Source organism: Nonomuraea sp. NPDC049646 (assembly GCF_044465525.1).
Lineage (GTDB): Bacteria > Actinomycetota > Actinomycetes > Streptosporangiales > Streptosporangiaceae > Nonomuraea.
On record NZ_JBITLU010000001.1, the window covers coordinates 740,455 to 760,395 of the forward strand.

Consider the following 19,941-nt stretch of genomic DNA (forward strand, 5'->3'; position numbering starts at 1 on the left):
ATCCGGCGGGCACACGGTCACGCGAGCAGCCGCTCACGCGACCATCTGACCAGTCGAACGGGAGCTCCCAGTGACACGACGACCGCAGGAAGGGATCGAGGCATTCCTGGCCGAGGTGGGCGGCGACGCCTCTCCGGGAGTGCGCGAGACGACCGTGGAACGGCCGGTCACCGTTCCGCCGGACGCGGCGCGGGAGCCGGCGGTCCTGCTCGTGGCGGGCCTGACCGCGCTGCTGTCCCTGTACGGCGCGGACGGCGGCGTGCGGCTCGCCCTGCACCGCCCCGGCGACGGCTCAGCCCGGACGGTCGAGGTACGGGTGGGAGTGGACGTCCCGTTCTCCGTGCTGTGCCGGGAGGTGGCGCAGTGCCCCGCGCTCTCCCCATCGCCGGACACCCTCACGGTACGGACGGCCGATCCCGGCCGGGACGCACCCGGCCCGCTGCACGTGCGCCTGGCCCTGGAGGACGGCCGGCCAAGGGCATGGCTGGGCGTGTCCGGCCCCCGCCCGGCAGCGGAACGCGTCGGACAGCTGGCCGGCTACCTGGGCGCGCTGCTGGACGCGGTGGAGGGATCACCGGACCTGCGGCTGGGCGACCTCGACCTCGTGACACCCCCAGATCCGCGACCGGCGGGGCGGCAGGCGTCCGGAGGGACCATCCACGGTCTCGTCCGGGCGCAGGTCGAGGCGCAGCCGGACGCGATGGCGGTCGTCGGGGACGGCGAGCGCGTCACGTACGGCGAGCTGTGGCGACGGGCCGCAGAGATCGCCGGCGGTCTGGCCACGATGGGGGTACGGCCGGGAGATCCCGTCGCGCTCAGGCTCCCGCCCGCCCCCGCCACCGTGGCGGCCATCCTCGGCACGCTCCTGGCGGGCGCCTGGTACGTCCCGATCGATCCCCGCCATCCCGGCTCGCGGGCCTCGTTCATCGTCCAGGACAGCCGCAGCCGGCTGCTGGTCGAGGACACCCCGTCCGGGGAGGACAGCGCCGTCACGCTGGACGCCCTCCGGGCAGCGGCCGGGACCGGCCCGTTTCCGAAGGTCCCCGGATCGTCGCCCGCCTATTGCCTGTACACCTCAGGCACGACGGGGCAGCCGAAGGGCGTCCTGGTCACCCACGCCAACGTGGTGGCCCGGATCTCGGGCCCGCACTTCCCCTTCGGCTTCTCGCCCCACGACGTGTGGGCGCAGTTCCACTCCTGCGCCTTCGACATGTCGGTCTGGGAGATCTTCTGCTGCCTGGCCACCGGCGGCCGGCTGGTCGTCCTGCCGGACGGGGACGTCCAGAACCCCCGGGCACTGCGCGAGACGCTGCTGCGCGAGCGCGTCACGGTCCTGAACCAGACGCCGTCGGCCTTCGCCCGACTCGTCGCCGTGGACGACGCCGACCCCGTACCGCTGCCGGACCTGAGGTACGTGCTGTTCGGCGGCGAGCGGCTGGACCCGCCCCGCCTGCGCGAATGGCGCCGCCGCCATCGGCACGCCCGGCTGGTCAACCTGTACGGGATCACCGAGGCCACCATCCACGCCACGGTCCACGAGGTGACCGCCGAGGACTGCGAGCGGGACGTCAGCCCGATCGGCCACCCCCTCCCGCACACCAGCGTGCGCCTGGTGGACCCGCGTACGGGACGGCGGCTCGTCCCGGAGGGCGCGACCGGCGAGATGTGGCTCGGCGGAGCGGGCGTCGCCGCGGGGTATCTGCGCCGACCGGAGCTCGACCGGGAACGGTTCGTGCAGGACGCGTTCGGCGAGGACGTGCTCCTGCGGACCGGTGACCTGGCCCGCCGCGGCCCCGACGGCGGCCTGCTCTACCTGCGCCGCGTGGACGACCAGTTCCAGTGGCACGGTTACCGGATCGAACCGGGCGAGATCGCCGCCCGGCTGCGCGAGCACCCCGGCGTCGGCGACGCGGCCGTGCGGCTGGAGGGCGGCTCCGAGGGCAGGATCGTGGCCTACCTGGTGCTCTCGGGCGCGCCGCCGGCGCCCGACGAGCTGAGCGGCCACCTGGCCGGGCGGCTGCCGCCGTACATGATGCCGCACGCCTACGCGACCGTGCCCGGGCTGCCCCTGACCGCCAACGGCAAGCTCGACGTCCGGGCGCTCGCCGAGAAAGCCGCCGACCTGCGCAAGACGGGCGCGGACGAGACGCCGGCCACGGCCACCCAGCGGCAGATCCACCTGGCCGACCGCCTGCTGCCCGGCTCCTACCACGAGACTGTCGCCTGGCGGGCCGCCGGGCGGCTGGACGACGACGCGCTGCGCCGGGCCGCGGCCGAGCTGACCGGGCGGCACGAGATCCTGCGCACCCGCTTCCGCTCCGGCGAGCACGGGCTGCGCCGGCTCGTCGGCGAACCATGGCAGCCGGACGTGGACGTGCGGGAGATCCGGGCGCGGGAGGTGTCCGAGGACGACGTCGCGCGGTGGGCGGCCGGGGCTCCCGCTCTGGACCCGGCCGCCGGACGGCTGCTGCACCTGGCCGTCCTGCGCCCGGCCGCCGGGGACGACGTGCTGGTGCTGCGCCAGCACCACCTGGTCACCGACGGGGGCTCCGTACGCATCCTCGTGCGCGACCTCGGCCGCTGCTACGCCGCCGCGCTGGCGGGCGACGCGCCGCCGCCGTGGGAGGGGCCGCAGTTCCGCGGCGTCGCGGCGGCCGAACTCGCCGGGGACGACGAGGCCGCGCTCGCCCGCGCCGAACGGCGTCTCGCCGGCGCGCCGGGCACGATCCTGCGGCCGTCCGCACATCCCGGCGACAAGCCCGTCATGGTTCCGCTGCCGCCGGTGCGGGGTGAGCAGCTGCGTGCCGCCGGGCGGCGGCTGCGGGCGACCCCGTTCACGGTGGTGGCCGGGGCCGTGGCCGCCGCTCTGCACCGCTGGACCGGACGCGACGACGTCACCTTCGGCGTGCCCGCCGAGAACCGGGCCGATCCCGCGCTCGCCCAGGCCGTCGGGCCGTGCGTCAACCTGGTGGTCCTGCGTTCCCGCGCCGAGCCGGCCGGCACGCCGGACGAGCTGGTCGCCGTCCTGCACGACCAGCTCGCCGAAGCACTCGACGACCAGCACGTGCCCTATGAGCGGGTCGTGGCCCGGCTGCGTCCGGCCCGGCGGCTGGAGGCGGCGCCGTACTGCGAGGTCCTGCTCGCCTTCGAGACCGGCGACGCCGACGAACCGGCCGAACTGGGCGGACACCCGTTGACCAGGATGCGTTTCCCGGAGATCCGGCCGCACGCCGCTCACCCCGTCATGATCACGGTCTGGACGACCGCGGACGGCGGCCTGGAAGGGACGGTCACCTGCCGGGGCGGCCTGCTGGACGACGGCGCGGCGGCCCGCCTCGCGCAGCTGGTCGCCGCGGCCCTGGACGACCTCGCCCGGGGCCGGACCACGCCGCTGAGACCCGGCGGCCCGTCGGCGGCCGCCCCGCCCCGGGCGGACGGCCCCGTCCGCCCGGCCGGGCGGGCGGCGGCGCTGGAGGAGCACGTCCTGGGCGTGTGGCGCGAGGTGCTGCGCCTGCCGGGGGTCGGCGTGGACGACAACTTCTTCGAGGCCGGCGGCGACTCCGGCCTGCTCACCCGCGTCCAGGTGCGGCTGGAGGACGAGCTCGGCGCCGAGGTGCCCGTGACGGTGCTCTTCGCCTGCCCGACCGTGCGTTCCCTGGCCGCCCGCCTGGCCGCGGACGGCGTGGCGGCGGCCGTGGAAGGAGGCGGGCATGCCTGACCTGATCGCCATCGTGGGCATGGCCTGCCGCTTCCCCGGCGCGGCGGACGTGCGGCGGTTCTGGCACAACCTGCGCACCGGCGCCGACACGATCGAGCGCCGCCCGAGCCCGCCCGGCGGCGCGGACCCGTCCGGTGACGGGTTCGTCGCGGCGTACGGCGTCATGCCGGGGGCGGCCCTCTTCGACTGGCGCTTCTTCGGCTACAGCCGGGCCGAGGCGGCGTCCATCGATCCGCAGCAGCGGGTGTTCCTGGAGACGGTCTCGCTCGCGCTCGACGACGCCGCCCTCGACCCGGCCCGCTTCGACGGCGCGATCGGCGTCTTCGCCGGCTGCGACCCTCCGCTGGTCAAGGAGGGCGCTCCCGAGACCGCCTGGGACAAGGACATGCTGGCCACCCGGGTCGCCTACAAGCTCGGCCTGCGCGGGCCCGCGATCACGGTGCAGTCGGCGTGCTCGACCTCGCTGCTGGCCGTGCACCTGGCCTGCCGCAGCCTGCGCGACGGCGAGTGCGACGTGGCGCTGGCCGGGGGCGTGCGCATCGGCGTCCATCCGGAGGGCGGCTACCGGCATACCGAGGGCGACGTACTCTCGCCCGACGGCTACTGCCGCCCCTTCGACGCCGGGGCCCGCGGCACCGTGCCCGCCGACGGCGTGGGCGTTGTGGTGCTGAGGCGGTTGGAGGACGCCCTGCGCGAGGGGCACGAGATCGTCGCGGTCGTCCGCGGGTCGGCGGTCAACAACGACGGCGCCCGCAAGGTGGGCTTCACCGCTCCGTCCGTGCAGGGGCAGCGAGACGTGACCTCGCGCGCCCTCGACGCGGCGGGTGTCGATCCGGCCGAGGTGTCCTACGTCGAGGCGCACGGCACCGGGACCCGGCTCGGCGACCCCGTCGAGGTGGCGGCCCTGACCCAGGCGTTCCGGGCGCGCACCGGGCGGGCCGGGTTCTGCGGCCTCGGCTCGGTCAAGGGCAACATCGGGCACGCGGGCGCGGCGAGCGGCGTCGCGGGCCTCATCAAGACCGCGCTGATGCTCCGGCACGAGGAGATCGTCCCGAGCGCGCACTTCGAGCGCCCCAACCCGGACCTGGGCCTGGACAGCGGCCCCTTCCACGTCGTGACGGAGCGGCGGCCGTGGCCCGGCCCCGCGCTGGCCGGGGTGAGCTCGCTGGGCATGGGCGGGACCAACGTCCACGTCGTGCTCGCCTCGCCGCCGGCGCCGACGGCGGGCACGCCCCCTCCTGGGCCGCGGGTGCTGTGCCTGTCAGCGCACAGCGGGCCTTCCCTGTCCGCCTACCGCAAGGACCTCGCCGACCGGCTCGGCGCCGCGGACGCCCCCTCCTTGCCAGACGCCGCCCGCACGCTAAGTCTCGGCCGCCGCGAACTGCCCCTGCGGCGGGCGGTGGTGGCGCAGACGCCGGAAGCGGCCGTCCGTGAGCTGGCCAGGGAGACCAGTCCGCTGCGGGCGCGGGACGCCGGGCGGGTCGCGCTGCTGTTCCCCGGTCAGGGCGGCCCGCGGTCCGGCGGCGTCGCCGAGGCGCTGCGCGCCTGCCTGCCGGCCGTGCGGGAGGCCGACGCGCGCGCCCGGACCGTCCTCGCGAAGCGGCTCGGGCTCGACCCGGACGTCCTGGGCCGGGACAGCGGCGACACGCTCGTCCAGCAGGTGAACCTGTTCGTGCTCGGCTACGGAATCGCGCGCCAGCTCATGGACTGGGGACTGCGGCCGGTCGCCGCACTGGGCTCCAGCCTGGGCGAGTACACCGCAGTGGCCGCCGCCGGGCTGTGGACGTTCGAGGACGCCCTGGTCCTGGTGGCGGAGCGCGCGACCGCGATGCGCGGCTGCCCGCCCGGCCGGATGCTGGCCGTCGATCTGCCGCTCGACCGGGTGGCGGAGGCGGTGCCCGGGTTCGGGCGGGACACCGGCCTGTCGGTGGCGGTCGAGGACGTCGGCCGCACAATCCTGGCCGGGCCGCGCGACCGCGTCGAGCGGCTGCGCGCGGAGCTGGCGGCGGTCGGAGTGGCACACGCGCCGCTGCGCACGGGCCACGCCTTCCATTCCCTGTCCATGCGCGCCGCCGCCGACGCGCTGTCGCGGGCCGTCGCCCGGACGCCCGTGCGCGGCGGCCTCGACTTCACCGTGCTGTCCGGCCTCACCGGCGAGCCCCTGGACGCCGGGACCGCGGCCGATCCCGGCTACTGGGCGGCGCAGCTGTGCGGCACCGTCCGGATGCGCGCCTGCGTGGGCAACCTGCTGTCCGGCCCGGCCGAGCTGTTCGCCGAGCTGGGCGCGGGGACCGCGACGACGGGCTCCCTGCGACGCCATCCGTTCTGGAACGCCGATCTCGCGGCCGTCGCCCTCCCCGGCCGCCACGGCACGGACCGGACCGGCGTGCTCGACGCGCTGGGCTCCCTGTGGGCCCACGGCGCCCCCGTGAACTGGGCGGACGTGGACGACCACGGCCGGGACGACGCCGGGGCCTGGCGGCGCCCGCTCCCGGCCCCGCCGTTCGACCCGGTCACGCCGGACGAGGCCACCCCGCTCCTGCCGCCCGCGACCACCCGCGACCGTCCGGACGCCGCCCGCACCTCCCTGGAGGACCTGTGGCGGGATGCGCTCGGCGTGGACGCCGTCTCCCCCGACGACGACTTCTACCGGCTGGGCGGCGAGTCCCTGGGCCTGGTCCGGCTGGCCGCCGCGGCGCGGGAGCGGCTGGGGGCCGAGGTCCCGGTCGGCGTCCTCGCCGAACGCCCCACCTTCGGCCATCTGCTCGACCTCGCCGGACGCCGCGCCTTCGGCGAGCTGCTCGACCACGCCGACCGGCCCTCCACCGATGACGAGCAGGACGACAGGCCGGACCACGAGCCGGACGACCGGCCCACGCTCCTCGCCCGTGGCACGTCGCCCGACCCGATCTTCCTGGTACCGCCCGCGTCGGGCAGCTCTCTCGCCTACCGGCCGCTGGCCGCCGCCCTGACCGGCCGGACCTGCCACGCCTTCGACACCCCTGGGCTCGTCCCCGGGACCCACCACCCCGGCACGGTCGAGGCCCTGGCCGCCGCCCACGTGCGACAGCTCCGGCGGACACGGCCGGACGGGCGGCCCGTCGTCCTGCTCGGCTGGTCGATGGGGGCGGTCGTGGCCCACGAGATGGCCAGGCAACTGACCCGTGACGGTGACCCGGTCGCCCTCCTGATCTGCGTGGACGGCCATCCGCCACCAGGGCCCGGCATCCCCGTGGGCGCTCATCCCCGCCACCTGGCCGACGCGCTGAGCCACCTGCGCCACCTGCGCCGTGCCCGCCGCCGCCCCGGCCCCGACGCCACCGGAACCGCCACCAGGGCCGACACTGGGGCCGACACTGGGGCCGCCACCGGGGCCGGGCGGCGCATCGCCGGGCTCGTCGAGGCGTCCGGCGACGGGTTCGACCTCGCCGGGGTCTACCGCCGCAACCTGCGCGCGCTCCTGCGTCACCGCCCACGCCCGGCGCCCTGCCCGGCGGTCGTCCTGCGGGCCGGCGCATCGCCGCGCCGCTGCCGGTGGCTTGAACGGTGGCTGTCGTCCCTGTACCCGGCCGGTGTACGGGTGCGGCCGATCCCCGGCGACCACTGGAGCGTGCTGACCGACGAGGGGGCCGCCGCGATCGCCCGCGCCGTACAGGACGTCCTGCCCCCGATCACGCGAGAGGTGAGCCGCCCATGAACGTGACCGTGCCCGACATGGTGACGCGGATCGCCACCGCCCATCCCTGCCGCGTCGCGATCGAGGACGACCGCGGCGGCCTCACGTACGGCGAGCTGCTACGGCGCGCCGTCAGCGGCGCCGCGGCCCTGGACCGGGCGGGCCCGCCCGGCGCGCCGGTCTGCGTGCGCCTGCCGCGGGGGCGCGACTTCGTGGTCGCCGCGCTGGCGGCCATGCTGTCCGGCCGCCCGTACGCGCCCATGGACGGGGCGCTCCCCCGGCGGCGGCAACGGGCGCTGCTCGACCAGCTGGGGCCGGGCACGATCCTGGTGTCCGGCCGCTCGGGCCGCACGCCTGGCGAGCTCGACCGGGGCGGGACGGGGTCCCGGCGCCCCCTGTCCCGGGCCGCGTACATCGTGCACACCTCGGGGACCACCGGGACGCCCAAGGGGGTCCTGGTCGGCCACGCGAGCCTGGCCAACCTGGTCTCCTGGCACCACCGCACCTACCGGACGGGCCCGCGCACCCGCCAGCTGCACACCGCCGGCCTGGGTTTCGACGCGGCCGTCTGGGAGATCTGGCCCTGTCTGTGCGCCGGTGGCACGCTCGTGGTGGCTCCCGACGAGGTGCGGGTCTCCCCCGCGGAGCTGGTCGAGTTCGGCCGCGAGCAGGCGATCGACATCCTGTTCGCCCCCACCCCGCTCGCCGAGATGATCGTCGAGCTGGACGCCGACGACGACATCCCCTGGCGCACGATGCTCACCGGCGGCGACGCGCTGCGCCTGCGCCGGCTCCCCCGAGGCTGGGACCTGGTCAACCACTACGGGCCCGCCGAGGCGACCGTCTGCGCCACCTGGCACACCGTCGGCCGGGTGCCGGACTCGGGCCTGCCGCCCATCGGCCGGCCCATCGACGGCGCTCGCGTCGTCCTGGTGGACCCGCGGGGGCGGCCCGTGCCGGCGGGGAGCGCCGGGGAGATCCACATCGGCGGTACGGTGCTCGCGCTCGGCTACCATCGCAGGCCCGAGGAGACCGCCCGCCGCTTCGTCACCCTGCCCGGCCTTCCCGGCCATTGGTACCGGACGGGCGACCTGGCGACCGTCAACGCCCGCGGCGAGCTGGAGTTCCAGGGGCGGATGGACGACGGCCAGCTCCAGGTGCGCGGCGTCCGCGTCGAGGCCGCCGAGATCGAGGCCGCGCTGCTGCGCCATCCGCGCGTCCGCCAGGCGGCCGTCGCCACCGTCGGCGACACGCGTGCACTCGGCGCGCTCGTCGTGGTGTCCGGGCCTTGCCCCACCGTGGGGGAACTGCGGCGTTTCATGTCGGCGGAACTGCCGGAGAGCGCCATCCCCACCCGGGTCGTGCCCGGCCCGGCGATCCCGCTGACGCCCAACGGCAAGATCGACCGGCCCGGCGTGCGGCGCAGGCTGGCGCAGGAGCAGAACAGGAGCGGACGATGACCATCCCCCTGACCGGCATGGTGGAGATCTGGCGTGAGGTCCTCATGGTGGACGACGTCGGCCCCCGATCCGACTTCTTCGACCTCGGCGGCCACTCGCTGGCGGCCACCCGCATCGTCCAGCGGATCGAGGAGGTGTGCGGCGTCCGGCTTCCGGTGTCCGCCGTCCAGGAGCATCCGACGCCCGAGGCCCTGACCGCCCTCGTCGCCGGCCCGCTGGACACGGGCCGGGGGTAGGGATGCGGGCAGGGCCCGGTCGCCGGGGCGTCAGCCGGTCGACACCGACCGCCAGAAGTAGCCCATGACGTCGCGCATCACGTCGCTGAGGCGCAGCGCCTCGTCCGGGTCGTCGCCGGCGTCGAGGCCGGCCTGGATGAAGGCGACGGCCGACGCGCTCAGCCCCTCCGGCTCGCCGCCGTAGAAGGCCACCGCCTCTTCGGGCGCGCCGGAGCCGGGGCCGCGCAACCAGGCGCCCAGCTCGTCGGAGGTGGAGAAGTACGAGCGGACGTCCACCAGGGAGGCGGCGCCCAGACCGGCCCGGTTCGCGTTGAGCGCGAGCCAGCTCAGGTAGGAGCTGTAGGCGTAGGCGGTGAAGCCCTCGGCCTGGCCGTCGGCTCCGGTGCGCGGCTCGATGGGCAGCACGCGCGCGCAGTCCAGCAGTTTCTTCCGGGCGCGCGACGCCATTTCCTGGAGCTGCAGGCAGTACACGTCCTCCGGCCGGCCGGTGAATCTGGACGAGGCCAGCGCGTAGGCGGCCAGTTCGGTGCGGTTCAGCCGCACCTCGAATTCCAGCAGCCGCCGCAGATCCGCCGGCGTGAACCGTCCGTCACGCAATTTCGCGGCGATCGGATTGTCGATCGGGTTCTCCGCCGTCCGCCGGTCGATCTCCCGCACGAGGGAGCCGGCGTCGAGCCTGCGGTCGGTCTTCATATCGATTTCTCCTTGTCTGGTCGGGCTATTTGGTGGATCGATTGAGAATGGCCAGCATTTGCTTTTCCAGCGCGGGTGAGGGGGACAGCCCGATCTCTTTCGCGAAGGACACGCGGGCGAGCTGGTAGATCCCGAGCGCGTCGGCGGGACGGCCCGCGCGGTGCAGCGCGACCATCAGCTGGGAATAGAGCCGTTCTTCGAGGGGGTTCTGCAGCACCAGCGCCTCCAGCTGGGGGATGATCTCGACGTGCCGGCCCAGTTCGAGGTTGATCTCTATGAGGCTGGCCGTGGTCAGCATCCGGCGGCTCTCCAGCAGCTGCGCGGCCTGGTCCCTGATCGGGCCGCGCGGCACGTCCTGCAGCGCCGGGCCGCGCCACAGCGCCAGCGCCTCGCGCAGGAGGGCGACGGCCTTGTCCGGCTCGGCCGACTTCAGCGTGTTCGCCGCCGCGTCGAGCTTTTCGAAGCGCACGGCGTCGATCGCGTCGGCCGGAACCTGGAGGCAATATCCGGGATAGCGGGTCTGCAGCGATATTTCCAGACCGTGGCGTTCCCGCCAGCGCATGATGGACATTCGCAACCGGGACGCGTGCGCGTGCAGCGCGTTCGCCGCCTGCCTGGGCGGGTCGCCCCGCCACAACTCGGCGACCAGGTCCTCGACCGGAACGACGTCGCCGTGCCGGAGCAGCAGCACGGCGAACAACGAGCGTTTTTTCGGGCCGGCTATCTGGATCCGGTCTTCATCGACCCTGACTTCCAATGGGCCCAGAATGTCAAATGAGATCATCATCGCCCGCATCGATTGTGCCGCGCCGCCACGCAGGCATTCCTGTAAATATTAACTTACCCACGTGAACCGCGCGGAGAATGTGTTTCCCGGGGTGCTGTTGTGCTCTGATTCAGGTAGCCGGTTTCGCGCAGCCAACCGATATAGAGGTCGAGCAGTGCGGCGTCCACGGGCGGGCAGGCGGCCGGCACGTCCGGGGCCGCCTCGGCCAGGTTCGCGAGATCCGGCTCGGGCAGGGCGCCGGTGAGCTGCCGGGCCGCCACCGAGCCGTCGGGGGCCTCCTCGCCGGTGACCAGCGTGAGGTACCCGGCCAGCGGCGCGGCCGGGTCGGCGGCGCACAGACGTTCCATCTCCCGCACCCAGTCCTGCCGGGAGATGACCCGGACGGGGTAGCCGTGCCGGCGCAGCCGCTCGACCAGCAGCGGCAGGGCGGCGGGGCGCGGGTTCGCCAGATGGTAGACCCGGCCGCGCGCGGGCGTCCCGGTCAGCAGCGCCACGACGGCCTGCGCCACGTAGTCCACGGGGACGAAGTCCAGCCGGAGCGGCACGTCCGGCGCGAGCCCGGTCTCGGCGATGGCCTTGATCACGGCGGCCATCATGGTGCCGGTGTTCCACACGCCCCGGTCCCGGCTGCCGGTGATCTCGTACGGCCGGTAGAGGGCGACCGGCAGCCCGCGCCCCGCGGCCTCGGCCAGCAGTGCCTCGGCCACCCACTTGGTCTCCGCGTACCCCTGCCGCAGCCGTTCCGGGCGCGGCAGCGGATCGTCCTCGCGCACGCGCCCGCCGGTGAGCGGCCCGTCCGCGGCGGCGAGCACGTCCACCGTGGACACGTGGTGGAACGGGCGGGCGCGCCCGCCGTGGGCGGCCAGGCGGATGAGCGAGCGCACGCCGCCGACGTTGGCGTCCTGGAGCCGGGCGTAGGGATAGACGAAGTTCACCCTGGCGGCGGCGTGCAGGACGGCGTCCGTGCGGCCGGCGAGCCCGTCGAACTCCGCCGCCGTGAGCCCCAGGCCGGGCCGGGCGAGGTCGCCGGGCACCGCGGTCACCCTCGTGCCGAGGTCCGTCGTGGGCAGGCCGTACCCGCGCAGGGCCGCGCCGATCCTGCGGAGCCCGTCCTCGGCGTCCGCCGCCCGTACGAGGCACGACAGGCGCAGGTCCGTGGCGTCGAGCAGCCGCCGGACCAGGAAGGCGCCCAGGAAGCCGGTCGCGCCGGTGACCAGGATCTCGCGAGGGGGCGCCGGGTCGGCCGGGCCGAAGCGGAGGCCGGGGTCCAGCCGGGCCTCCCGGGTGAAGTCCACGGCCGGTTCGCCTCCGCCGCCGTCGTCGGCCCCCCTGCGCAGGGCGGCGATGCGCGTGGCGAAGCCCTCCAGCGACGTCGAGTCCAGCAGCGCGCGGACCAGCGCGGGGCCGGGGAGGCCGCCCATGCCGGGACGGGCGCGCAGCGCGGTGACGATCTGGACGGCCTGCAACGACGTGCCGCCGAGCTCGTAGAAGTCGTCGGCGCGGGATTCCACCGGCGTGCCGAGGACGGCCGCCCACACCTCGGCCGCGCACCGCTCGTCCTCGCCACGCGGCGGGTCGGCGGGACCGGCCGGCGGGTCGCCGGCTTCGGCCAGGGCGCGCGTGTCGACCTTGCCGCTGCTGTTCAGCGGCAGCTCGTCGGCGACCGCCACCCGGCCGGGGACCATGAACGCGGGCAACCGGTCCCGCAGGAACGCCCGCACCCGCAGCGCGAAGGACCGCCGGTCCCCCTCGCGCCGCGGCACCGCCCACGCCACCAGCGCCCGGTCCCCCCGCCCGGACTCCTGGACGGTCACGGCGGCCTCGCGCACCTCCGGATGGGCCGCCAGCTCCGACTCGACCTCGCCGATCTCCACCCGGTGGCCGCTGACCTTGACCTGCCGGTCCAGCCGGCCCAGGAACTCCAGCACGCCGTCCGGCCGCCAGACCGCCCGGTCGCCGGTCCGGTACATGCGCGCGTCCCCGCCGAGGAACGGGTCGGGCAGGAAACGTTCGGCCGTGCGCTCCTCGTCGCCCACGTAGCCGAGCGCCACGCCGTCGCCGCCGACGTACAGCTCCCCCTCCTCGCCGGGCTCGCAGGGGCTGCCGTCCTCGCGCAGCACGTAGCAGGTGGAGTTGGCGATCGGCCGTCCGATGGGGACGCGGTCGGCGTCCGGCGGCAGCCCGGTCACCTCGTGGGCGGTGGAGAACGTGCCGTTCTCCGTGGGGCCGTAGCCGTTGACCAGGTGCTCGGGCGGGCCGGCGGCCAGGACGCCGCGCACGCAGTCGGGGTTCAGCACGTCCCCGCCCGCCACCAGGTAGCGCAGCGAGGAGAACATGCCGGGGTCGGCGAAGCCGAGCTGGTGGAACAGGCCCGCGCTGAGCCACAGCACGGTCACGCCGCGCTCGCGCAGCTCGCGGGCCAGGTCCGGCGGCGACAGCAACGCCTCGGACTCGGGCACGACCAGGTGGGAGCCGTTCAGGTGCGCCCCGAAGATCTCGAAGCAGGACACGTCGAACGTCGGGTTCGTGGCGGCCAGGACGACGTCGCCGGGGCCGAACGCGGCGCAGTCGGTGCCCGTCGCCAGCCGGACGGCCGCGCGATGCGGCACGGCGACCGCCTTCGGGACGCCGGTGGACCCGGAGGTGAAGATGACGTAGGCCGGATCGGTCGCCGAGGCCACCTGCGGCGGCAGCGGCCCGGCCTCGGGCACCGGCCCGTCCAGCGGCAGCACGTGCCGCGCGTCCGGCGACGCAGGCCGGTGGGCGCGCGTCACGACGTGCTCGACGCCCAGCCGCCGGGTCAGCTCGCGCAGCCGGGCCGGCGGGTCCTCGGGGTCGAGCGGGACGTACGCGCCGCCCGCCTTGAGCACGGCCCAGATCCCCACGACGGCCTCGGCCGACCGTTCCACGGGCAGGGCCACCGGCGTCCCCGCCCGCACGCCCTGCCGCCGCAGCACCCTGGCCAGCGCGTCCGCGCGGCCGGCCAGCTCCCGGTAGGTCAGCGTCCGGCCGCCGCCGGTCAGCGCGGGCGCGTCCGGGGTCCGGGCGGCCTGGGCGTCGAACAGCTCGGGCAGCACGGCGTCGCGCGGGTAGGGGCGGGCCGTGTCGTTCCATTCCTTCAGGCTCATGCGGGGTCCTCTCCAGCTCAGCCGGTGTGCGCGGCTGCCTTCCAGAAGCTGCCGATGTGCTCCTCCATCTGCCGGGCGCGGGAGATCGCGGTGGCCTTGTCCTCGCCGTCGCGCAGGCCGTGCTCGACGACCTCCAGCGCCCGCCGTTCCAGCTCGTCGGACTGGCCGCCCTCGTAGTAGGCGACGAACTCCTCGGGCACCTCCAGCCCCTGCTTGCGCACCGCTTCGAGCAGGGCCTGGCAGCCGGGGAAGTAGACCGTCATGTCCGTGTGGAGGGCCAGCGCGTTGTCGGCCTGGCCGCCGTGCAGGGCCAGCCACGAGACGAAGCCGTTGAACGCCTGCGCGTCGGGCCCGGACGGCCACCGCCCCGCCGCGTCCGGGTCCATGCCCAGCGGGCGGGCGCAGGCCAGCAGCTTGGGGTGCGCGTCGTACACCAGGCGGGCGACGTCCAGGTAGAGGCCGACGACGGGGCTGTCGGAGAAGCGGGCGATCACGGTGCCGTACGCGGCCAGCTCGGCGATGTGGCACTGCAGCTCGATCCCGACGAGCCGGCGCAGGTGCTCCAGGGTGAGCCCGCCGACCTCGGCCAGGTCCAGCAGGCGGTTGCCGACCGGAGTGCGGTCGCGCAGCCGTTGGAGCTCGGTGACGGCGGAGGTGGCCAGGGTGAGGTCTGCGATGGCGGTCATGGTGAAGCCTTTCTGTTGTGCGAACCTGTCTGCGTTCCCCGGGGCCATGACAAGGGCCTGACGCGGGCCTGACATCCGGCTGCCGCGCGGCGCGGCCTAACCGAGCAGCGTGCGGACGATCAGCTCGGCGGCGAGGTCCCGGGCGCCGGCCTGGCGCAGGCGCGCCATCGTCCGCCGGAGCTGCCCGCCGTCCTCGCAGGCCACCCGTACGGTCAGGTCAAAGTCGCCGACGACCACGTGCGCGCCGACCACGCCGCTCATCTCGCGCAGCCTTCGCTCGAAGTCGCGCGTCGTCACCCCGGGGGCCAGGCGGACGTGCACGTCGGCCCGGACCGGGGCGGTCATGCCGGGCTCCTGCCGTGGCGCCCGGGTCGTCCCCTCACGTGCGGGCCGCCGCCGTCCAGAGCAGGGCCATGTACCTGTCGCACAGCCGGGCCGCGCGCAGGGCCTCGCCGGGGTCGTCCCCCCGGGCCAGGCCGTCGTCCACGACCGCCGCGGCGTCCTCGGACAGCAGCGGGTCGGGGGTGTTGCCGTAGTAGGCCGTGAACTCCTCGGGCACCGTCACGCCGCGCTCGCCCAGCAGCCGCACCAGCTCGACGGCGCCGCCGTAGTAGACGCCGTCCGGGGCCGAGTACAGCGACAGGGCCATGGCCGCCTGGCTGCCGTGCAGGGCCAGCCAGGAGACGTACCCGCAGAAGGCGTGCGCGGCCAGGTCGTCGCCGACGTCCGGCGGCTCGCCCAGGCGCTCGGCCACGACGGCGAGCGCGGCCCGCGCCTCGTCCACCAGCCCGGCCACCTTGAGCAGGAAACCGGCGGCCGGCGGGTGCGGGAACTGGGTGAGCAGCTCGCCGTAGGCCACGAGCTCGGCATGGTGGTAGGAGCGCTCGATCGCGACGAGGCGGCGCAGGTGGCCGACGGTGGCCCGGCCGTCGGCCGCCAGGGCGAGCAGCGGGTTGGGCGGCGGCGACTGCTCCCGGGCCCGCGCCAGTTCCTTGATCAGCGTTTCGGCGGTCATTCCGCGGCGCCTTCCACGCCGTCCTCCGGGTTCCTGAGGCCGCCCTTGTCGAGGAACTCGTGCGCCTGGGTCATCGTGGCCTGGCCGCTGTGGAACAGGTTGTTGACCAGGGCGTGCCGGGCGCCGCCCGTCGTGAGCCCCTCGTACAGGTGCTCGACGGAGCCGGCGCCGCCCGAGGCGATGACGGGGACGCCCACCGCCGCGGCGATGGCCGGCGTCATCTCCAGGTCGTAGCCGTTGCCGGTGCCCTCCTGGTCGAGGCTGTTGGCCAGCAGCCGGCCGGCGCCCAGGTCGGCCAGCATCTTCGCCCAGACGACGGCGTCCAGGTCGGTCTCCTGCTCGCCGCCGCGGATGGCGACGTTCCAGCGGCCGTCGCCGGCGCGGGCGACGTTCATGACGCCCACCACGCGGCCGGAGCCGTGCCGCTGCACGAGCGTGTGCAGGACCGAGGGGTGCTCCACCGAGGTGGTGCTCAGGCCGACCGCAGCCGCGCCCGCCGCCAGCAGGGCCTCGGCCGCCTCGATGGAGGGCATGTAGCCGTTGTCCACGGTGACCCAGAAGGTGCCGCCCGTCCCGCTCAGCGCCTGGATCAGGGGGAGGAACGTCTCGTGCTCCGTCCACGGCTCCTGCACGTCCACGAAGATCGGGCCGGCGCCGTCGCGCAGGTAGACCGAGGCGATCTCGACGGCGTCGGCGGGGTCGGCCAGGCCGGCGATCCCCGAGGGCGGCGTCGCCCTGCCGCCGGCCACGTCGATGCACGGGATGATGAGGTCGTTCATGATGTCCCTTTCCGTCATTCGGGTTGGGGGTCGCCGGCCGGCCCCGGGGCGGGGGCGTCCGGTCGTCGTTCGGTGAGCAGCACCTTTCCCGCGCCGCCGGTCCGGGCGCTGTGCCGTACCGCCGCCCGGATCTCGGGCAGCGCGTACCGGCCGGCCACGTCCACGCCGGGCCGGCCGTCCGCGAGGTCGGCGACCACCTCCTCGGTGAGGCGGGCGCGGTCGTGCGGGTCCAGCGCGGCGAGCCGTTCGGGCAGCCAGAAGCCGCTCACGGTGAGGGAGGAGAAGATGACCCGGCGGGACGGCAGCGGGATCGGCTCGCCGGACAGCGCCCCGAACACGACCAGCCGGCCACCGGGACGCAGGCAGTCCAGCAGGCCCCGGCCCACCTGGCCGCCGACCGAGTCGATCGCGGCGTCCGCCCCGCCTGACGTGAGGGCCAGCACCCGGTCCACCCACGGGCCGGCGGAGACGTCGATCACCTCGTCCGCCCCCAGCAGGCGCAGCGGCGTCACCTGTTCCGGCCGCCTGACCAGGTGCAGGCACCGGATCCGGCGTCTTGCCGCGCAGGCCAGGACCATGCGGCAGACGGCCGACGCGCCCGCCGACAGCAGCAGCCATCCGCCGGGCGGCACGTCGAGCTGGTCCACCAGCAGGCGCGCCGCGAACGGGTTCACCGTGAGCTGGCAGGCGACCTCGTCGGGCATGGCGTCCGGGACCGGGATCAGCTCGGCGGGCGCGGCGCTGACGTAGTCCTGCCAGGTGCCGGTGGCGGCCACGGCGACCCGCGCGCCCTCGCGGTACGTGCCCGCCCGGTCGGCCCGCTCCACCACGCCCACGCCCTCGAACCCGGCCGGTGAGGGGAACGTCGCCTCGCGTCCGTACTCGCCTCGCACGTACATGAGGTCGGAGGGGTTGATCGGCCGGGTGGTCATCCGTACGAGCAGGTCGTCCGGTCCCTTGACGGGGACGGGCACGTCGTCCACGGACAGGACGGCGGCGGGGTCACCGTGATGATGGAACCGCACGGCACGCATGACATACCTCCTTGCCTGGGTCGGGTTTGTCTGATTGGGGCCTGTCCCGCGTCAGGCGGACAGGAGCTGCGCCAGGCGCGGCGAGCGCGGCGCGAGCCTGCGGGCGACGGCGACCGCCGACCGCACGGCGGACTCCTGGCTGGAGACCCACGTGGTGTACTGGCCGGCGAGGTGCAGCCCGCCCCGTCCCTGCAGCGCGTCGAGGCGGCGCTGGGCCCGGACGGCCGCGGGCGTGATGAGCAGGTGCCGGTAGTCCTCCCGCAGGACCACCTGCCTCGGCAGCCGGTCGCGGTGGGTGAGCTGGCTCTTGAAGACCTCGACGCCCCTGGACGGGCCGAACCAGTCGGTGCTCTCGCTCCAGCCGTCGTGCACCTCGAAGGCGCTGGTCGACCAGTGGGCGCGGCTCTCGGGCAGGTACGCGGGATCCAGGTGCAGCGCGTACGTCGTGTCCACCGGCTCGAAGCAGCCCAGGACGTCCCGGACCTCCTGGGCGCCGGCCAGCGGCCCGAGCAGCCGCACCGCCTCCCACGGCGGCACCGCGAGGACCAGCTCGTCCACGACGTGCCGCTCGCCGGCGGTGTCGAGGAGCTCGTAGCGCCCGTCCGCGCGGCGGATCTGCCGCACCCCGGCCGCGGTCCTGATCCGGGCGGCGGGGGCGCGCGCCGCCAGGGCCCAGGCCGTGCTCTCCAGCCCCGGGAGGAGCTGCTGCCATCTCGGCTCGCCCGAGGTGCTGACGTAGAAGGCGACGGCGGCGCGGGCCGAGAGGGTCATGGCCTGTTCGAGGCTGCAGCAGAACAGGAAGGCCGGGCGGGCGTACAGCACGTCCCGCTTGATCTCCTGGCTCACCGGCAGGGGCTCGACCAGGTCGGCCAGCGGTCGTTCCCAGCTGACGTCCTCCTTGTCCCATTCGGCGGCCCGCTGGAGGAAGGTCCCGACCGCCTGCCACGCCGGGCCGAGCCGCTCGTGCCGGGGCCAGGACGGCTCCGGGGTGTGCGGGCTGACCAGCAGCGGCTCCCGCCGTCCCGCCTTCAGGACGGTGAGCGAGGCCGGCAGGTCCACGAACTGGTCGTCGGCGTACCCCAGCAGCTCCAGCAGCCTGCGGTGGGTGGGGAACAGGTCCGGCGAGATGTCCTGGGCGCCGAGGTCGAGCGTCGCCTCGCCGCCGCCGGCGCGGACGCGGACCGACCGCATCGTGCCGCCGACGCGGTCACGGGCTTCGAGCACCACGGTCTCGCAACTGTCGGCCAGGAGCCAGGCCAGGGTGAGCCCCGACAGACCGGCTCCGACGATTCCGACGCGCATGTCATTTCACCTTGAGAAAGCTAGAGGGGACGTGCTCCGGTAGCGCGCCATTACCCGTCGCCCCGCAGATCGCACGGCGACTTCCGGGGGAATCGACAGGCGTGCGGCGGATGTCAGCGCGGATTCAGGGCCATGTCAGGAATGCGTGGCAGCGAATCGTCGGCAATGCCGCGCGACGAAGGAGGAATTTCCATGGACGGGCCGTCGGACAGGGCTCCTGTGGTGGTCGGCGCCGACGTCTCCGGGCCTTCGTCCGTCGCCCTGGAATGGGCGGCGGAGGACTCGATCCGCCGGAACAGGCCGTTGCGGATCGTGCATGCCATGGATCTGGCCGGATATTTCGCGGGGCCTCCGGCGGCCAAGGCGTTCGCCGCTCCGATGATCGTCGAATCGGCGTACGAGATCGCCGTGGGGGTCGCCGCCGACGCGCTGGCCCGGGTCCGCGGCAGGCGGCGGCACCCGGCGGTCACGGCGCACGTCGCGCCCGGCGCGCCGGCGGCCGTCCTGCGCGAGGCGGGGCGGGACGCCGTCGAGATCGTGATCGGCCACCGTCCCCGCAACGAGGTGGTCGACCTGCTGTTCGGCTCGGTCGCGCTCGCGCTGGCCGCCAGGGCCGACGCGCCGGTGGTCGTGGCCAAGGGCGCGACGGCGCGTCCGTACGACGACGTCGTCGTGCTCCTGGAGCCCGGGCCCGCGCCGGACGCCCTCCTCGGCTACGCCTTCCGGACCGCGTCCGCGCACGGCGTCAGGCTGCGCGTCCTGCGCGCCGGCCCGGCCGCCGGGCCCTCGCTCGGCGGGTGGCGGCGGCTGCATCCGGAGGTGCGGGTGCACGAGCAGCGCTGCGACGGGGACGCCCGCTCCGCCCTCCTGGCGGCCTCGGTCGCGGCCCGCCTGCTCGTGGTGGGGTCCCGGCGTCCGGCGGGGATGCCGGCGTGGGGGCGGCCGTGGCGGCGGCCGTGGGGGCTGGCTCGGCTGATCCGGCGCTCGGCGTGCCCGGTCGCGATCGTCCCCGCGCCGGCGGGCTCCCGGTGACCCGGCCCGCCCCCCGGCGGCGCCCTGAGCGGCCGTTCCGGTGCGGATCGAACGCAGGCTCGGCGCCCACTGGATCAAGTTCGCCGCGACCGGCGGCTTCGTCAGCCCCGCGCATCCGCCGGGCCGTGCGCGCGGGCGCCCGGGACAAGGTGGCGCCGGTGGCCGACGACATCCAGCGCAACGCCTGCCGCCTGCTGTCGGGCCAGGTCCCCGTCGCCTTGGCACCGATGCGGGGACCGTCCCGTTCGAGGACGGCCGGCGGGAGGTCGTGGTGCCGGTGTCGGAGGGGATGACGCCCCTGGCCGTGCTCCGGGCCGCCACCTCGCGGGCCGCGCGGCTGCTCGGCCGGGCCGACCTGGGGGTCCTGCGGCCCGGCGCGCGGGTGTGCGGATGAC

The 19,941-nt window shown here is 75.3% G+C and carries 15 protein-coding genes; 6 read left to right on the top strand and 9 right to left on the bottom strand.

Going from position 1 to position 19,941, the window contains the following annotated elements; translation table 11 throughout:
* Nucleotides 1–70 precede the first annotated feature (70 nt).
* The 4 genes from ACIBQ8_RS03355 to ACIBQ8_RS03370 are packed head-to-tail and all read left to right on the top strand — an operon-like array spanning nt 71 to nt 9,090.
* Nucleotides 71–3,718 carry an amino acid adenylation domain-containing protein gene (locus tag ACIBQ8_RS03355; RefSeq protein ID WP_397190910.1) on the top strand — a complete coding sequence of 1,216 codons (3,648 nt, stop codon included), beginning with the start codon at nt 71–73 and terminating at the stop codon, nt 3,716–3,718.
* Nucleotides 3,711–7,415 carry a type I polyketide synthase gene (locus tag ACIBQ8_RS03360; RefSeq protein WP_397190911.1) on the top strand — a complete coding sequence of 1,235 codons (3,705 nt, stop codon included), beginning with the start codon at nt 3,711–3,713 and terminating at the stop codon, nt 7,413–7,415. The genes ACIBQ8_RS03355 and ACIBQ8_RS03360 overlap by 8 nt, the downstream gene beginning before the upstream one ends.
* Nucleotides 7,412–8,854: an amino acid adenylation domain-containing protein gene (locus tag ACIBQ8_RS03365; RefSeq protein WP_397168677.1), complete on the top strand. Its 1,443-nt coding sequence runs from the start codon at nt 7,412–7,414 to the stop codon at nt 8,852–8,854. Before ACIBQ8_RS03360 ends, ACIBQ8_RS03365 begins: the two co-directional genes overlap by 4 nt.
* The gene (locus tag ACIBQ8_RS03370; protein WP_397168679.1) at nt 8,851–9,090 is read left to right on the top strand and encodes an acyl carrier protein; all 240 of its coding nucleotides are present in this window, start codon (nt 8,851–8,853) and stop codon (nt 9,088–9,090) included. Before ACIBQ8_RS03365 ends, ACIBQ8_RS03370 begins: the two co-directional genes overlap by 4 nt.
* Nucleotides 9,091–9,120: 30 nt before the next feature.
* Here ACIBQ8_RS03370 and ACIBQ8_RS03375 read toward each other — a convergent pair whose 3' ends face one another.
* The 9 genes from ACIBQ8_RS03375 to ACIBQ8_RS03415 form a co-directional block, all read right to left on the bottom strand.
* On the bottom strand, nt 9,121–9,783 hold the full coding sequence (locus tag ACIBQ8_RS03375; protein WP_397190912.1) for a hypothetical protein: 663 nt from the start codon (nt 9,781–9,783) through the stop codon (nt 9,121–9,123).
* A 25-nt stretch (nt 9,784–9,808) separates the two neighbouring features.
* Complete coding sequence (locus ACIBQ8_RS03380) at nt 9,809–10,540, bottom strand: BTAD domain-containing putative transcriptional regulator (protein WP_397168682.1); 732 nt, start codon at nt 10,538–10,540, stop codon at nt 9,809–9,811.
* Nucleotides 10,541–10,623: 83 nt separating this feature from the next.
* Nucleotides 10,624–13,698 (bottom strand): amino acid adenylation domain-containing protein, encoded by a 3,075-nt coding sequence (locus ACIBQ8_RS03385; protein WP_397190914.1) that lies wholly within the window; start codon nt 13,696–13,698, stop codon nt 10,624–10,626.
* A 17-nt stretch (nt 13,699–13,715) separates the two neighbouring features.
* Nucleotides 13,716–14,384, bottom strand: coding sequence for a hypothetical protein (locus ACIBQ8_RS03390; RefSeq protein ID WP_397190915.1), 669 nt, complete (start codon nt 14,382–14,384; stop codon nt 13,716–13,718).
* Between the two features lie 96 nt (nt 14,385–14,480).
* Nucleotides 14,481–14,729 (bottom strand): Lrp/AsnC ligand binding domain-containing protein, encoded by a 249-nt coding sequence (locus tag ACIBQ8_RS03395; protein ID WP_397168686.1) that lies wholly within the window; start codon nt 14,727–14,729, stop codon nt 14,481–14,483.
* A gap of 34 nt (nt 14,730–14,763) precedes the next feature.
* Nucleotides 14,764–15,399: a hypothetical protein gene (locus tag ACIBQ8_RS03400; RefSeq protein WP_397190916.1), complete on the bottom strand. Its 636-nt coding sequence runs from the start codon at nt 15,397–15,399 to the stop codon at nt 14,764–14,766.
* The gene (locus tag ACIBQ8_RS03405; protein WP_397168690.1) at nt 15,396–16,178 is read right to left on the bottom strand and encodes a HisA/HisF-related TIM barrel protein; all 783 of its coding nucleotides are present in this window, start codon (nt 16,176–16,178) and stop codon (nt 15,396–15,398) included. The genes ACIBQ8_RS03400 and ACIBQ8_RS03405 overlap by 4 nt, the downstream gene beginning before the upstream one ends.
* A 14-nt stretch (nt 16,179–16,192) precedes the next feature.
* Nucleotides 16,193–17,212 (bottom strand): zinc-dependent alcohol dehydrogenase family protein, encoded by a 1,020-nt coding sequence (locus tag ACIBQ8_RS03410; protein WP_397190917.1) that lies wholly within the window; start codon nt 17,210–17,212, stop codon nt 16,193–16,195.
* 51 nt (nt 17,213–17,263) lie between these two features.
* Entirely contained in the window at nt 17,264–18,514 is a 1,251-nt protein-coding gene (locus tag ACIBQ8_RS03415) for an FAD-dependent oxidoreductase (RefSeq protein WP_397190918.1), read from the bottom strand.
* Nucleotides 18,515–18,706: 192 nt separating this feature from the next.
* On the opposite strand from ACIBQ8_RS03415, the gene ACIBQ8_RS03420 reads away from it, so the two are divergent.
* The gene (locus tag ACIBQ8_RS03420) at nt 18,707–19,546 is read left to right on the top strand and encodes a universal stress protein (RefSeq protein WP_397190919.1); all 840 of its coding nucleotides are present in this window, start codon (nt 18,707–18,709) and stop codon (nt 19,544–19,546) included.
* Between the two features lie 271 nt (nt 19,547–19,817).
* Nucleotides 19,818–19,940 carry a hypothetical protein gene (locus ACIBQ8_RS03425; protein ID WP_397190920.1) on the top strand — a complete coding sequence of 41 codons (123 nt, stop codon included), beginning with the start codon at nt 19,818–19,820 and terminating at the stop codon, nt 19,938–19,940.
* Nucleotide 19,941 lies beyond the last annotated feature (1 nt).